Source organism: Bacteroides sp. Phil13, assembly GCF_001940965.1.
Taxonomy (GTDB): Bacteria; Bacteroidota; Bacteroidia; order Bacteroidales; family Bacteroidaceae; genus Bacteroides; species Bacteroides intestinalis.
This window is the reverse complement of sequence record NZ_MSHA01000040.1, coordinates 36,519-52,460: the sequence shown is the minus strand read 5'-3', so window position 1 is coordinate 52,460 and position 15,942 is coordinate 36,519. Positions and strand designations below refer to the sequence as shown.

The 15,942-nt window shown below is 46.0% G+C and carries 7 protein-coding genes; 6 read left to right on the top strand and 1 reads right to left on the bottom strand.

Going from position 1 to position 15,942, the window contains the following annotated elements; genetic code table 11:
- Positions 1-202: 202 nt before the first annotated feature.
- Entirely contained in the window at positions 203-1,681 is a 1,479-nt protein-coding gene (locus BWI44_RS07025; RefSeq protein WP_044155165.1) for a sialate O-acetylesterase, read from the bottom strand.
- 226 nt (positions 1,682-1,907) lie between these two features.
- Between BWI44_RS07025 and BWI44_RS07020 the strand changes: the two genes are divergently transcribed.
- Genes BWI44_RS07020 through BWI44_RS06995 form a run of 6 tightly spaced genes read left to right on the top strand, consistent with a single transcriptional unit; the run spans position 1,908 to position 15,915 of the window.
- Positions 1,908-4,808 (top strand): glycoside hydrolase family 2 protein, encoded by a 2,901-nt coding sequence (locus BWI44_RS07020; protein WP_138292762.1) that lies wholly within the window; start codon positions 1,908-1,910, stop codon positions 4,806-4,808.
- 52 nt (positions 4,809-4,860) lie between these two features.
- Complete coding sequence (locus tag BWI44_RS07015; RefSeq protein ID WP_138292761.1) at positions 4,861-6,153, top strand: glycoside hydrolase family 99 protein; 1,293 nt, start codon at positions 4,861-4,863, stop codon at positions 6,151-6,153.
- A 3-nt stretch (positions 6,154-6,156) separates the two neighbouring features.
- Positions 6,157-7,554 (top strand): sialate O-acetylesterase, encoded by a 1,398-nt coding sequence (locus BWI44_RS07010; RefSeq protein ID WP_195209489.1) that lies wholly within the window; start codon positions 6,157-6,159, stop codon positions 7,552-7,554.
- Positions 7,555-7,566: 12 nt separating this feature from the next.
- Positions 7,567-11,229: a heparinase II/III domain-containing protein gene (locus BWI44_RS07005; RefSeq protein WP_195209488.1), complete on the top strand. Its 3,663-nt coding sequence runs from the start codon at positions 7,567-7,569 to the stop codon at positions 11,227-11,229.
- A gap of 54 nt (positions 11,230-11,283) precedes the next feature.
- Positions 11,284-13,545 (top strand): GH92 family glycosyl hydrolase, encoded by a 2,262-nt coding sequence (locus tag BWI44_RS07000; RefSeq protein ID WP_195209487.1) that lies wholly within the window; start codon positions 11,284-11,286, stop codon positions 13,543-13,545.
- 9 nt (positions 13,546-13,554) lie between these two features.
- Entirely contained in the window at positions 13,555-15,915 is a 2,361-nt protein-coding gene (locus tag BWI44_RS06995) for a glycoside hydrolase family 3 N-terminal domain-containing protein (RefSeq protein WP_195209486.1), read from the top strand.
- The last annotated feature ends 27 nt before the right edge of the window (positions 15,916-15,942 follow it).

Here is a 15,942-nt window from a genome sequence, read left to right as displayed (position 1 = left end):
GACAAGTTTACAGATATAGGTCAGCTGTTGTAAATGCTTAATGCGAATGGTGATGATGCTACATACAAAATGATAAAAAAACATATCTTTTCCAGGAATGGTGATAATATGCGTAAAATCTTAGTCCGTTTTATTATTCAGTCCTTTCTTTTTCGAATAATTTCTTACCGTTTTGATTTCCCGAATTATCTTTTCATAGCTCTTACCAATTATCGGTACGGAAAGGAGCCAACGGCAGACCGTAGATATTGAATACACTTGCCGTCGTATAATTCTTGTAAGCATAGCGCACGGCTATCGGGTGCGGCACTTTGTCACTCGATACCGCCAGGCGGGTGGTACTAGTTTCTATTTCTGCAAAAGCCGGATAGAAAACCTTGTCTTCACCGGCTATCTCGAATCCTTCGAGCGAAGTCCACATGGGGCAAAGTCCCCGTTGCGCGTTCTCTACATTAATATATATCTTGTTTCCCGATATTTCCATTGATTTATAGATGGGAGTTGCATAGCCGAATCCCTTGCGTCCGTACGTTTGCGCCAGTGCCCAAAGTGCCAGGCGGTTACCTACGGTCTCTTTGTCCATGGGATGGATGAAGACGGGATGGCCTATGTCCAGGGTAGTCACCATGCCGCTGTTTGGAATATCCTTCATGTTCTGCAACTGCACTTCGCGCATGCGGGCGGCAGAAGTCCCGTCGGCACCTTCGTAATTGAAAGGAGCTATCTCCACGAAATAGAACGGAAACTCACCCCGGTTCCATTTGCTGCGCAGGTCTTTGACGAAGGCAGGCATCAGGTCTTTGTATAAATCGGCATTGTCACGGTTGCTTTCTCCCTGATACCAGAGGAAGCCCTTGATGGCAAAGTTGAGGAAAGGGGCAATCTTGGCGTTGTAGAGCACACAGGGAGTATTGGTGAGGTTCTTTATCTTTTCGTCGTTGTCGAGAATGGAGAGGTCGATGCTCTTGAACGGGGATATGGCTTCCCGGCTCATCCATGCCTCCACTTTGGAACCGCCGAGGGTGGAGATAATGATGCCGACCGGAACGTCCAGCACTTCCTGGATGTACCGGGCGAAGTAGTAAGCCGCCGCACTGGTATGTGACACGTTTTCCGGAGTGTTCTCCAGCCATTCTCCCAGGCAATCCTCCTGCGGGGTCTTGCTGGACTGGCGTATCCATCTTCCGTCTTTGGAGTCTGTATTATAAATGCGGATGGGAGTGGATGCTTTGGCTTTGGCTATGATGTCGTTGGTGCCTTGCGCCGGTTGACGGTCGAAGCCGCCCATGGGCATTTCCATGTTCGACTGTCCGGAGCAGAACCATACTTCACCTATCAGTATATTCCTTAGGGTGAGCGGTTCGCCGTCATTGAAGGTTATTTCGTAGGGACCTCCGGCGGGGGGAGTGGCGACGCTTAGTTCCCATTTACCTTGATTGTCGGCTGTCGCCTTATACGTTTTGTTGTTCCAGGAGGTCTTAACGATCAGGGTGGCTTTGGGTTGCGCCTGTCCCCAGAGTTTGACGTCGGTTTGCTGTTGCAGCACCATGTTGTCGGCAAGCACGGCGGGGAGTTTTACTTTGGCTTCTGCGGAGATTGAGAAAAGCAGGAGTGCTATCAGAAGAAGCGGAAAGTGCAATGATGAATTTTCATTCATACAGTTTAAGGATAATTTTTTCATGATGTTTTTATTAGTAGTTAAATTAGAGAGCTATAAACTACATGCAAAAGTAAGTCCGGGGTGTTACCTTTCGCTTAATTTTGTCTTAATTGTATCCAATATCTGGTTTAATAAACTTTAAAAAGTGGTTTTTAAGATGATTTTAATATGTAATTAATTGTAGATGGGGTAATAATTTAAGTGCATGGGACTTACTTTGCCATCATAAAATTATAATCTAATAATTATGAATGATAGTGCGTTCTTAAAATTTACTTTACTAAATATTTTTCTTTTGTTCTTTGGGATAGCGATTACAAAAGCTCAAAAAGTAATATTTCCCCGTGACTTTTCACCGACTGAAGGGCTGATTACTCCACAAGAAAAACCTTATCGTGATGAAGTCTGCCTGAACGGATATTGGGAATTGCAATGTGTGCCTGTTCCTTCTTCCTGGAAAGGCGGTACGGGGATTGCCCCAGAACTACCCGCCCCCCAAGCTGACAAATGGGAAACGGTGAAGATAAAAATACCTTCCGCCATCAATGTGAACGACTGGGGAAGAGGCAGCAACGTAGGCGAAGGTACACGAAATCCCTACACGCCCAGCTCCGTTTACTACCCAAGCTATCCGGACAATTGGAAGCACACCCGTATGGGCTGGCTGCGTAAGAACTTCCGCGTGCCTGCCGGCTGGAACGGGAAACGCCTCTTGCTTCATTTTGAAGCCGTTGCCGGAGACTGCGTGGTGCTTGTGAATGGCAAAGAAGTCTGCCATAACTTCGATTCGCACCTTCCTTTCAATGCCGATATTTCCGATTACGTAAACCGTGATGCCGACAATGAACTGCTGGTCGGTGTACGCCACACCAAGTTGTTCGATAAATCGCACCCTGTATATACGAAGATGGGTGCCATTTACCCCACAGGTTCCAACACCGATGATTTGATTGGCATCTGGCAGGATGTCTATCTGTTCGGAGTGCCCGAAGTGCGGATAACAGACGTATTCGTGCAGCCCTGGGTAGACCGGAATAAACTGGTTTTGGAGATTGCCCTGACCAATCTCTCTTCCAAGAATAAGAAGATTGCCCTGAACGGCGTAGTAAAGGAATGGGTGAACCATGCCGGCAAAGACGTGCTGACCGCTCCCGAAATAAACTGGAGTCTGGGCGAGACCGCTCTCACCATCCCCTCCGAACCGATAACCCTCCGCGCAGGCGAAAGCAAGACCGTCACCGTGCGCCAGAAGGTGGACAATAACTTGAAATACTGGACTCCGGATACCCCCAACCTATATACCTTATTACTAAGCCTCGGCGACAAGAAGCAGACGTACGACTGTAAAGCCACCCGCTTCGGCTGGCGCCAGCTCAAGCTGGTGGGCGATGAGTTTCAGTTGAACGGCAAGAAGATACAGTGCTTCGGAGATATTCAGCATCCCTTCAGTGCCTATATCTGTTCGCGGCGTTTTGCGTATGCGTGGTATCAGATGATAAAGGACTTCGGAGGCAATGCCGTCCGTCCACATGCACAGCCCTGGCCGCGGGTGTACTACGACCTGGCAGACGAAATGGGTCTGATGGTATTGGATGAAACCGCCTTGTTCGGCAGCTCCATCCGCCTGAACTTTGAAGAAGACCTCACCTGGCAGCGTTCGCACGAGCATCTGAAAAGACTGATTCTGCGCGACCGGAACCATCCTTCCGTCATCGGTTGGAGTGCCGGAAATGAAACCTTCGCCATCGCCTTGCTCAACAAGCCGACGAAAGAAGTGGCCGCCGTTTGGGATGACAAGTTAGTGGAACTGACGTTGAGTGCCAAAAAAATCGATTCCACCCGTGACTTTATCACATTGGACGGCGACCGCGATATGGACGGACGCCTGCCCGTGTGGAGCAAGCACTTCTCGCATGGCCTGAAACTGGAAGACCTGCCCAAGGACCTGAATAAACCCCTGATTGTCGGCGAGTCGGGCGCCACCTACTACGGACGCCCCATCCAGCTCTACCCCTTTATCGGCGAACGGGCTTTCTTGTCTTACGAAGGCCGCAGCGAAGCCTTGGCAATAGATGTATATCAGAATGTGAAGCAGATGGTCCTTCCATACCTTTCTTATTACTCACCTTCGGAAGTCTGCTGGTTCGGACTGGAACACATGAACCTGGGCTACCATGACTTCAACCGCCTGCCAGACATGACGGACGGCGTCTTTGCCGGAAAACTCTACGAAGAAGGCAAGCCGGGCTATCAGTATGAGCGCGTGCCGCCCTACGTCACCACTTTCAATCCGGGGCTCGACCCACAACTTCCTCTATACAAACCGTTGCCTATGTTCAAAGCCTTGCAGGCTGCATTGAAAGGCGGCACATGGGCACATTACAAAGAAGTGAAGCATCCGGCAAAGCCCGAAATGCCCCTGCCGCTCTACAAGGCTGCCTATATGCTTGGCACCGTCCGGCCGGAACTGCTTGATTTCCTTGCGAAAGTTGGTGTATCCCTGACCGATACTCCCCAAAAAGCCAATCTCTGGATTATTGATGTCGAAAACGTGACGGCGGAAGACTTGCAGAAGCTTCAGCCCGTGCTGAAGAAATGGCAGAAAAAGGGCGGTATGCTGCTTGCCTTGAGTTCCGGCAGTAAGTTGAGTGATGCCTTCTGTAAATGGTTGCCGGAAGATGTGAAGCTGACAGACCGTCGTGCATCGGCCCTCGAAACCAATAAGAATACCGCTTGGGGAAGCTACTTTGAACTCCCCGACCTCTATTTCGGTGAAATGGACGGCGACCGCTATATCCTGAAACATGGCATGACCGGAGAACTGATAGAAAAAGGAAACACCGTGTTCAGTGCCTCACGTACGGACTGGACTTTGTTCAACAACACGCCCGAACACTGGAAGTGTGCACAGGTGGTTCTGTACGAAGCCTTGAAGAAACCGGAAGGAGCGGCCCTCGCCACATACGCTTTCGGAAATGTAAATATGGTTCTTTCCGTTATCGACTATCGCTTGTGGACGAAGGAAACAAGTGCTTTCTGGAAATCCCTGTTCAAGGTAATGGGTATTGAGGTGGACAAAGCGGATACGCAGAACGGGAATACAAAGAAAAAGGAGCATGATTTACTGATGGATGGCCCCACAGATTGATTAAAGAGATAGGTAGAACGTTTTTTTAATAACAGATATATTAAAGTGAATTATGAAGAATAAGTTATTCGTTACTTTGGGCATCCTCGGCATGAGCATGTTGACTTATGCCAGCCCCAAACATTCTCAGGAGACTTCTTATCCAAGTTACAAAGGATTGATTATGGCAGGATACCAAGGTTGGTTTCGCGGCCCGCAGGATGGAACCAATCAAGGCTATGGCCATTATGGGACCGGAAAGCTATTTGATGAGAAACATTGCACTATCGACGCATGGCCCGATGTCAGTGAATATGAAAAGACCTATGAGACGTCTTTCAAGCATGCCGATGGAAGAAAGGCACGTGTATTCAGTTCAGCGGACAAGTCTACTGTCGACCTGCACTTCAAGTGGATGAAGGAGTATGGAGTGGATGGAGTATTCGTGCAACGTTTTTTTAGCTATACCCGCGGAGACCAGCAAAACTCGGTACCTAACCGTATTTTAGCGAATGCCTTGGAAGCTGCTTCAAAGTATGACCGTGCAATAGCTGTCATGTATGATTTGTCCGGGTTGAAAAAGTCAGGTGAAGATTGCTCCCTGATTATAGAAGACTGGAAAAGACTGGTAGACAATCAGAAGGTAACTAATCAGGCTGGAAAAAAGACTTATCTGCATCATAATGGAAAGCCAGTGGTGGCTATATGGGGAGTCGGTTTTCCCGACCGCCCTTATAATATCAGGAACATCGGTTTAGACCGTTTGATTGACTTCTTGCAGAATGATCCTGTTTATGGTGGTTGCACGGTGATGTTGGGGGTTCCTACTTTCTGGCGTAATCTGGAGGCTGATTGTATCAATGACCCCTATCTGCATACAGTGATTAAGAAAGCGGATATAGTTCTGCCATGGACTGTTCAGCGTTTTTCTCCTTTGTTGCATAACGACATGGACCGCTTCCGTGACTTGGTGATTGAAGATATCCGTTGGTGTAAGGAGAATGGCGTAGCTTATGTTCCTGCCGTAACTCCCGGATTCAGTTGGCACAATCTTAGTAAACTGGAATTCCCGGATGACGTGAAGCCTGTTGGCAGTATTCCCCGTCAGGGAGGACGCTTCTATTGGCAACAGCTTTCTACTGCAATGTTGGCGGGCGCCGAGATGATTTATGTGGCCATGTTTGATGAAGTGGATGAGGGAACTGCCATATTTAAATGTACGGGAGACCATCCGATTAGTGATGTGGCTAAATTTATTGATATGGACGGACAGCCTTCCGACCATTATCTGTGGTTGACAGGTGAGGCTGCCCGCATGCTCAGGAAAGAGATTCCACTGACGTTTAAGATGCCCATAAGAGAATAACTTATGAAACGATCCTGCTTTATAATAGTCCTGTTTGTATCTTTCCTGCTCTGGGCAGGCGGGGTACAGGCACGAATAACATTACCCTCCTTTTTCTCGGATGGGATGGTATTACAGCAACAAAGTTCAGTTGCCATTTGGGGAAACAGTGACCGGAAACAACAGAAGGTTACTGTAAAGACTTCGTGGAATAACAAAAAATATACAGTAACGACTGATGAATCGGGTAGCTGGAAAGTAAAAGTGGAAACACCGGTATATGGTGGTCCCTACCATATTGAGGTGAATGACGGCGAGACGGTACGAATTAATGATGTATTGATTGGTGAGGTCTGGCTCTGTTCCGGTCAGTCTAATATGGATATGCGTGTAGGCGGTCGTTACAGTGATCCGGTGATGGGTTCGTTGGATGCGATTGTGACTTCAGGAAATCCCGGAATACGTATGTTTACAGTAGGAAGCAAAATGACCTCCGAACCGTTGACTGATTGTAAAGGTGAGTGGCAGGAAGCCTCATCGGAGACAGTTCCCGAGTTTTCGGCTGCGGGATACTTTTTTGCACGTAAACTAAATCAGGTGTTGGGTATTCCCGTGGGCATTATCCATGCCAGTTATGGAGGCTCACGGGTGGAAGCCTGGATGAGTAAAGAAGGTGTAGCGCCTTACAAAGACTTGCCGGATGTGCATAATGCTTCTATTCTCTATAATGGGATGTTGAGTCCTGTGGTTGGATATGGCATTCGGGGATGTTTATGGTATCAGGGGGAAGCAAATGTGGATGCACCTGATTTATATATGCAGTTGTTTCCCTCATTGGTGAGCGACTGGCGCAAACAATGGGGAATAGGGGAATTCCCCTTCTACTATGCCCAGATTGCTCCGTTCAATTATAATAAAGGAGAGGGAAAAGGCAAGAATTCGGCTTACCTGCGTGAAGCGCAAGTGAAATGCCTTCATCTTATTCCTTCTTCGGGTATGATTGTGCTGACGGATGTTGGCGATGACCGCACTATACACCCTATGGAGAAAGAAACGGTGGGCAATCGGTTTGCTTATCTGGCCTTGGGGCGTACTTATGGTAAGAAGGGCTTTTCGGTAACGGGGCCGTTGTATAAATCTATGCAGACGGAGGGTAACAAGATTATCTTGTCGTTTGATGAAATGGGTAAAGGATTGACTACTTATCGGCAACCCTTGAATGGCTTTGAACTAGCCGGTGAGGATAGAGTATTTCATCCGGCCCATGCACGTTTTGGTAAAGATGCGCAAACGGTTATTGTCTCAAGCCCGGAAGTGGAACATCCTGTCGCGGTGCGCTATGCCTTTAAGGATTATGTAAAGGGTTGCCTTTATAATATGTCCGGTCTTCCGGCATCTTCATTCAGAACAGATAACTGGTAATAAGGAAATATCATGAAAAACAAAAACGATTTATTTAAAATAGCTTGTGCCGTTCTGTTACTTTGGGTAGGAGTAGCCGGGAAAAGCTGGGCACAAGAGACAAAGAAGAGTTATTGGAATCTGCGTACCCAACTGACGCCCTTACGCTTGCCGCCTCCGCCACCCGGTTATAAACCGGAGAATCTGGACCTGAATGGAGACGGGAAACCGGATGCTATTAAGTCTGTCACTCATAACGATATACCCATCTTGTGGCTGGATGATGATGGCAATATGAAAGAAGGGGATCTGGAAGGTGATATGGTGAATGATTGCCTGTTGATTGACCGCAACAAGGATGGCATTTATGGAGGTCAGGGCGACTTGATTATCGACTGGGTAGATACGGATGGAGACGGGAAAGCGGATATGCAGATTGTTGTAGAGTATCCGAAAGAACGTACGGGAGAGGTATGGCCCAACGGGCATTATATGATTATGCTCGATCTGGATCATGACAATGTCTTCAATTATATCAATTGGAATAATTTTACCCTTCAGTGCTGGGATCGCAGTGGCTTGTCCGATTTCTATGAGGATTACAGCGGCCGTACGGCTTTCATGAAGATACATACTTCCACGTATGATATGAAGGATTTGCGTTTGAACTGGGAGAACCCTTTCCTGTTCTATGATCCGGATGGAGACCATCTGACGGAAATGGCTATCCGTATGGTGGACTCGCCCAAGATTCATGATCCGAATGCACCTTCCAATAGTTATGTAAACCGCCAGTTGGAAGGACGGGTGGACTGGGTTTCATTGGCAGTTGATCTGGATAATGATAACACTACCGGAAATGAATTCGACTTTGATTTCACGATTGGTTTCCAGGGAGAAGGATTCGATTATATGGATCAGGTTCATCCTGTTAAAAATCTGCGTGGAATGCCGGAGGCCGATAAATTCTTTATGGACCCCCGTTATCGCCAGTTGACGGAGCTGATTTATCCCGACCATGACAGTGCACAGGAACTCATCTTCCAGCGTGGCAAATGGAATCGGATAAACTTTGTATATGATGAAGATGACGATTGCAGCCGTTGGGAACGTGTAGAGTTCTATGATCCTAAAGATCCGTTTAAAGTAGGATGGAATAAGGGTGGTATCGACAACAACAAACAGAGTGATGCCGCCGGTGACCGGGGTGAGTGGGATATGGATAACTCTGGAAATGCCCAGCTCTATATCAGCCGTTTCGACGGACGTCTACATCTTTATGGAGCGGAAACCGGTGTTTGGCGTATCGACCAGAATGCAGAATATTTTCAGGGATGGGATCGTATGTGGATGGACTTCCGCGACCCGAAGCGCTTTGCTACTGTACTTTATAGTGACCGTGACAACAATGGTTTCTTCGACCGTATAGAGTATGATCTGGATGGTGACATGCAGATGGAGACTGTGATAAATTTCAAGGAACTGGGTATTGACGACACCTGTGAGGTGATTGATATTTCAAAATTTACCTATAATGATTATGTAGCGTTAGGTAAACGGATGTCGGAAGGTATCTGGAAGAATGCCGGACAAGCCATTCAGGTGGCACGCCAATATGGAGTAGAGCCTCTTTGGTATGCTAAATGGATGCAAGCCTCCACTACTCGCGAGAAATATAACCGTGGTTACTGGTTGCAATTCTATTTATATAAGGATTTGGAGAATCTGTTTGTCCGGCAGGGAGATGAGGCGAAACTTCGTTTGTTGAATCAGGCTTATTATTCCGGCGATTGGTCAATTATAGCCAAGAAAGGTAACGAAGGTTTTTATTTCTTCTCTGATGAAGACGTTGCTGCTATTCGCTCATCGGCAAAAACACAGTGGGGAAAGAAAATCATAGCCGATTTGGAACAGAAAGTGAAAGAAAGACGTAAGCATCCGTTGGAAGTACCTAAAGAAGAAGGAGGACATTTTCATGATTACTTCTGTCCGGTACATAATCTGCAATTTACTTTCCGTTGGGATAAGCCTTTGGCACAATATTGCTCGGCTTGCGATAAAGAGTGGATTGGAAACAATCGTTATGACTGGGCGTGGATTTATGAAGTACACATGCTGAACAGGGATTATATGTATCAGTGTATGTACCTTTATCTGGCCACCGGAAAACGACAATATGCTGATTATATCCGTACTATGTTATTGGATTATGCGGGTAAGTATGCCGGTTGGTTCGAGCATAACTCCGGCAGGAAAGCTACGGATCAACATAGTGGAAAAGCATTTGCTCAGAGTCTGGATGAAGCCAACTGGGCTACTAAAGTGGCAATGGCCTATATGGCTATTAAATCTGTTTTGTCGAAAGAGGAGGTCAAAGCGATAGAAGAAGGATATCTGCAACCTGCGGCTACTTTATTGTTGCATCGTCCGGCGGGGGCTAACTGGCAGATGTGGCATAATAGTGGATTGGCTGCCTTAGGCATTGCTTTGGAAAATGATTCTATTGTCGATGTAGCAATCAATAAGGATAAGTATGGCTACCATTACCTGATTGGAAAACATAAAAATAGCGATGGCTGGATAAATGAGGGGTCTCCCCATTATCATTATTATCCGTTGGAAGCCTTGCTGTTCACTGCTAATGCAGTAAAATGCCGGGGGATAAAACTGTTTGATAAGGATTTGCACGATATGTTTGTGGAACCGGTGAAGGGCACTTATCCCGATTTGTCTTTTCCGGCACATAGCGACGGATGGTATGGGGCTAATCTTCTGTCTCAATCAGCTTTGTATGAAGTAGGAAATGCCCGGTATAACGATCCTTTCCTGAAACGTGTACTGGAACTGACTTATGCTCAGAAAAAGAGACTGGATCCCGAAGCTTTGCTAAGTAACCAGTTGATAAAAGCATCCGGAGAGAGTCTGTTACAGAAGAGTTATTCGTTTGATACTTCCGGTTTCTGCTTATTACGTAGTGATGCACGCACCGTTGTATTGAAATTTGGTGGAGAAGGTATCGGACACGGTCATCCGGATAAACTTTCCATTACGATTCATGATGGTAAGAATGAGCTGGTATCTGACTTCGGAACTTCCGGTTATGGAGTTCCGGATTATTTGAAATGGTATAAGCGTACTCTTTCGCACAATACGGTGACTGTGAATGCTAAGGATCAGAAAAGGAGTGTTGGTAAACTTTTGAAGTTCAATCCCCGTTCTGACGGAGGATATGCTGAGGCAGAAACCACTACAGCTTATCCCGGAGTCAGGATGAAACGGAGCCTGGACTTAAAAGGTACACATTTGCAAGATGTATATACTTGTACATCCGATTCTTCTCATTTATACGAATATGTCATCCTGTTCAATGAGAAACCGCTTATGGATGGACAGCCGACAGCAACTACATTGACAGGCAGCGAGGTACATGAACGGATTCATAATATTTTCTCCTATCCTCATAAATCTGGTTTTACTTGCCGCACTTCTTCTGCTTCCGTACAATTCGATATTCCTGAGGGAGAAGTGATGGAAGTGGTATTGGGCGAGGCTTCGGGAATACCGGCCAATCCAACCGTTAAAGATGAACCGGGTGCGGGAGATGTAGCAGTAAAGCCTTGTTATCCACTGATTATCCGCATGAAAGGGAAGGCTATGAAGGTTGAAGCTAATTGGAATCTTACACGTATCAAGTAACGACTGATTGTTAACATATAAATATTTGCTTTTATAACAAAAACATATAATTTTATGAAGAATAAACTCTGCATGCTGTTGTTGGCCTCAGGAATCGGATTGTTTTCCTGTGCAGAACAGAATCTCCCAAAGGAGTATACCGATAGCGTGAATGTATTTATAGGGACTGGTGGACATGGTCACACTTTCCCTGGTGCAACTTTACCCCATGGAATGGTACAGTTGAGTCCGGATACCCGTCTCTTTGGCTGGGATGCTTGTTCCGGCTATTATTACGACGATACTTCTATCATGGGCTTTACCCATACCCATCTTAGTGGAACGGGTATTGGAGATTATGGCGATATACTCTTTATGCCTGTAGTCGGTGAGAAACCTTTGATTGCCGGGACAGCAGAAAACCCGGATGAAGGCTATCGTTCTCATTTCTCGCATGAACAAGAGAGTGCCCGGCCGGGATATTATCAAGTACTGTTGCAGGATGATTCTATCAATGTGGAACTGACCGCTACTTTGCGTGCAGGCCTGCATCGGTATACTTACCCTAAGGCAAGTGATGCTCGTCTGATTGTGGATATGGAACCTACCATTCATGGTCATCAGCATCCTGTTACTCAGATTCGTGTGGTAAATGATTCTACCATAGCAGGAATGAAATATACTGTTGGCTGGGCTAAGCATCACTATGTATATTTCTATGCAGTGTTTTCCAATCCGTTTGATTATAAATTGTATTCGGGAACTGAGTATCAATCGGATAGTACATCGGTAACAGTCAATACCGCTAAGGCAGTGATGAGTTTTAGAAATCTCCCTGCTGACGGACGCGTATTGGCAAAGGTAGGTATCTCAAGTGTGGACGAAGAGGGTGCCCGATTGAATGTAGAGGCTGAAATCCCCAATTGGGACTTTGAAGGTGTCATGAAACAGGCAAATACTGTCTGGAATGAAACCTTTGGAAAGATTGATATCGAAACTTCAGATAATGATAGCCGTACTGTATTTTACACTTCACTGTATCATGCATTCATACAGCCGAGCCTGGCATCCGATGTAGACGGACGTTACCGTACAATGGGACATGAGATTAAGCAGGATGCTTCTTATACAAATTATACGGTGTTCTCTCTTTGGGATACTTTCCGTGCAGCTCATCCTCTCTATACCATCGTTACACCGGAGCAGAATCAGGCTTTCATTCGTTCCCTGCTTCGTAAGTATGATGAAGGTGGCATCTTGCCTAAATGGGAACTGGCTTCTAATGAAACCGGTACTATGATCGGTTACCATGCCGTTTCTGTCATAGCCGATGCTATGATGAAGAAACAATGCGATTTTGATGTAAAGAAGGCACTGGAAGCGTGCATACGTTCATCGGTATATGATACTACGGGTGTTACGCCGATGATGGATCGCCAGATTCTGAATGGGAAACTGATGCCTGTATCCATTAAATATAAGAATGAACTGGGATATATTCCTTGCGATAAGGTAGGTGGTTCTGTTTCACAAGGACTGGAATTTGCTTATAATGACTGGTTGATAGCCCAGATGATGAAGGAGCATAACCGTAAAGACCTTTATGATAAATATATGGAGCTTTCCAGGAACTATCGGAACTATTTCGATCCGGAAACTAAACTGATGCGGGGACGTCTGAGTGATGGCAGTTGGATTACTCCTTTTGATCCGGCATCCGTGCAGCGTCCCAGTAATTACGTAGAGGGAAATGCATGGCAATGGGCATGGTTTGTGCCGCAGGACGTAGAAGGACTGATGGAACTGGTTGGAGGACAGAAATATTTCGAAGCACATCTGGATACGTTGTTTACTACAAGTTCCGAACTGACGGGTGATCCGAATGCCGCTGCCGATGTTACCGGAATGATTGGCCAGTATGCACATGGCAATGAGCCAAGTCATCATATTCCATACCTTTATAATTATGCCGGTGCACCTCGCAAGACACAGGCTTTAGTAGACCATATTCTTCGTACACTCTACCATAATGATCCTAACGGGCTTTCCGGAAACGAGGATGTTGGACAAATGTCTGCTTGGTATGCATTGAGTGCTATGGGATTCTATTCGTTCTGTCCGGGCCGTCCGGTTTATGAAATTGGTCGTCCGATATTCGATAAAGTGACTATTCATTTGAGTAATGGGAAAGATTTTGTAATCCAAGCGAAGAATAATAGTGTGGAAAATAAGTATATTCGCTCCATGAAGTTGAATGGTGAAGATTTGGCGGAACCGAGATTCTCTCATTTCGACTTGATGAAGGGTGGAGAACTAATATTTGAAATGGAAAACTAAAAAGATGCTATGAAAAGAAGAATCGCTTTATGTATTGCTGTATCGCTTTGTGCGGGTGTGTATGCGGGTAATAATCCCGGTATATATAAGAAAGGCTGGATTGATTTTAACAAGAACGGTGTGAAGGATATCTACGAAGATCCTTCGGCACCGATAGAGGCAAGAGTACAAGACCTGCTGTCGCAGATGACCTTGGAGGAGAAAACTTGTCAGATGGCTACCTTGTACGGGTCCGGCCGTGTACTGAAAGATTCTCTTCCTACTGAGAAGTGGAAAGATGAAATCTGGAAGGACGGTATAGCCAATATAGATGAACAGGCCAATGGTTTGGGACGTTTCGGTTCTTCTTTATCATATCCTTATGTGAATAGTGTAGAAAATCGGCAGACCATTCAGCGATGGTTTGTGGAACAGACCCGTCTGGGAATACCTGTCGATTTTACCAATGAAGGAATTCGCGGGCTTTGCCATGACCGGGCCACCATGTTCCCTGCCCAGTGCGGACAGGGGGCTACCTGGAATAAGGAACTGATCAGTGAAATAGCACAGGTCACCGCTGAAGAGGCAAAGGCATTAGGTTATACTAATATTTATTCTCCTATTCTGGATATTGCACAAGATCCGCGTTGGGGACGTGTAGTAGAATGTTATGGAGAAGATCCTTTTCTGGTGGGAGAGCTTGGAAAGCGAATGATTAAAGGACTTCAGCAAGAAGGGCTGGTTGCCACTCCCAAACACTTTGCAGTATATAGTATCCCTGTCGGTGGGCGTGATGCTGGTACCCGTACCGATCCACACGTAGCGCCGCGCGAGATGCGGACTCTTTATATCGAACCTTTCCGCAAGGCTTTCTGCGAAGCCGGAGCATTGGGAGTTATGAGTTCGTATAATGACTATGATGGTGAACCGATTACCGGAAGCTATCATTTCCTTACTGAAATACTTCGTCACGAATGGGGCTTCAAAGGTTATGTAGTGTCTGACAGTGAAGCGGTAGAATTTCTTTATTCCAAGCATCAGGTGGCTGTCGATGCTGTAGATGGAGCTGCCCAGGTAGTAAATGCGGGACTGAATGTGCGTACTAACTTTACTTTGCCCGAGAACTTCATTCGTCCGCTTCGGCAGGCTATTAGTGAAGGAAAGGTTTCCATGCAGACTATTGATAGCCGTGTAGCAGATGTATTGCGGGTAAAGTTTGGGATGGGGTTGTTTGATAATCCTTATAAGGGAGATGCCAAACATCCTGAAAAGGTGGTACATAGCAAGGAACATCAGGCAGTATCCATGAGAGCGGCTTTAGAATCTATCGTTTTATTGAAGAATGAGAATAATATCCTGCCACTCTCCAAAGATTTGAAGAAAGTAGCAGTGATTGGTCCTAATGCGAATGAAGTGCAGAACTTGATTTGTCGTTATGGTCCGGCTAATGCTCCGATAAAGACGGTATATCAGGGAATAAAAGAGTATTTGCCTGATGCAGAGGTTCGCTATGCAAAAGGAACAGACATTATTGATAAATATTTTCCGGAGAGTGAGCTTTACGAAGTACCATTGGATCAGGAAGAACAGGCTATGATGGATGAGGCTGTAACCTTGGCAGAGGAATCGGACGTAGCCATCATGGTACTGGGAGGAAATGAGAAGACGGTGCGTGAGGAATATTCCCGTACCAATCTGGATTTGTGCGGACGACAGGAAAAACTGTTGCAAGCTGTATACGCAACGGGCAAACCTGTGATCTTGTTACTGGTAGACGGACGTGCCGCCACCATCAACTGGGCTGAGCGTTATATTCCGGGTATTGTACATGCTTGGTTTCCGGGAGAATTTATGGGAGATGCTGTGGCACAAGTACTTTTCGGTGATTACAATCCGGGTGGGAAACTGGCGGTAACTTTTCCTCGTTCGGTAGGGCAGATACCTTTTGCTTTTCCTTTTAAACCAGGTTCTGATTCAAAAGGTTTTGTACGTGTTACCGGTACACTTTATCCCTTCGGATATGGTTTGAGTTATACTACTTTTGCTTATAGTGATTTAAAGATAGAGAATCCGGTCATTGGTGTACAAGGTAGTGTGAAGCTGAGTTGTAAAGTGAAGAATACAGGAAAAGTTGCCGGAGATGAAGTCGTTCAACTTTATCTGCATGACGAAATGAGTTCTGTTACTACGTATGTAAAAGTACTGCGTGGCTTCGAACGTATCCATCTGGAACCGGGCGAAGAAAAAGTGATTGATTTCATACTCACCCCGCAAGAGATGGGATTGTGGAATAAGGATAATCACTTCGTAGTAGAGCCGGGTACGTTTGCTGTAATGGTGGGAAGCTCTTCACAAGATATTAGGTTGCAAGGGAAGTTTGAAGTGAAATAATTGCTACCTTTGCTATGCGATATGAAC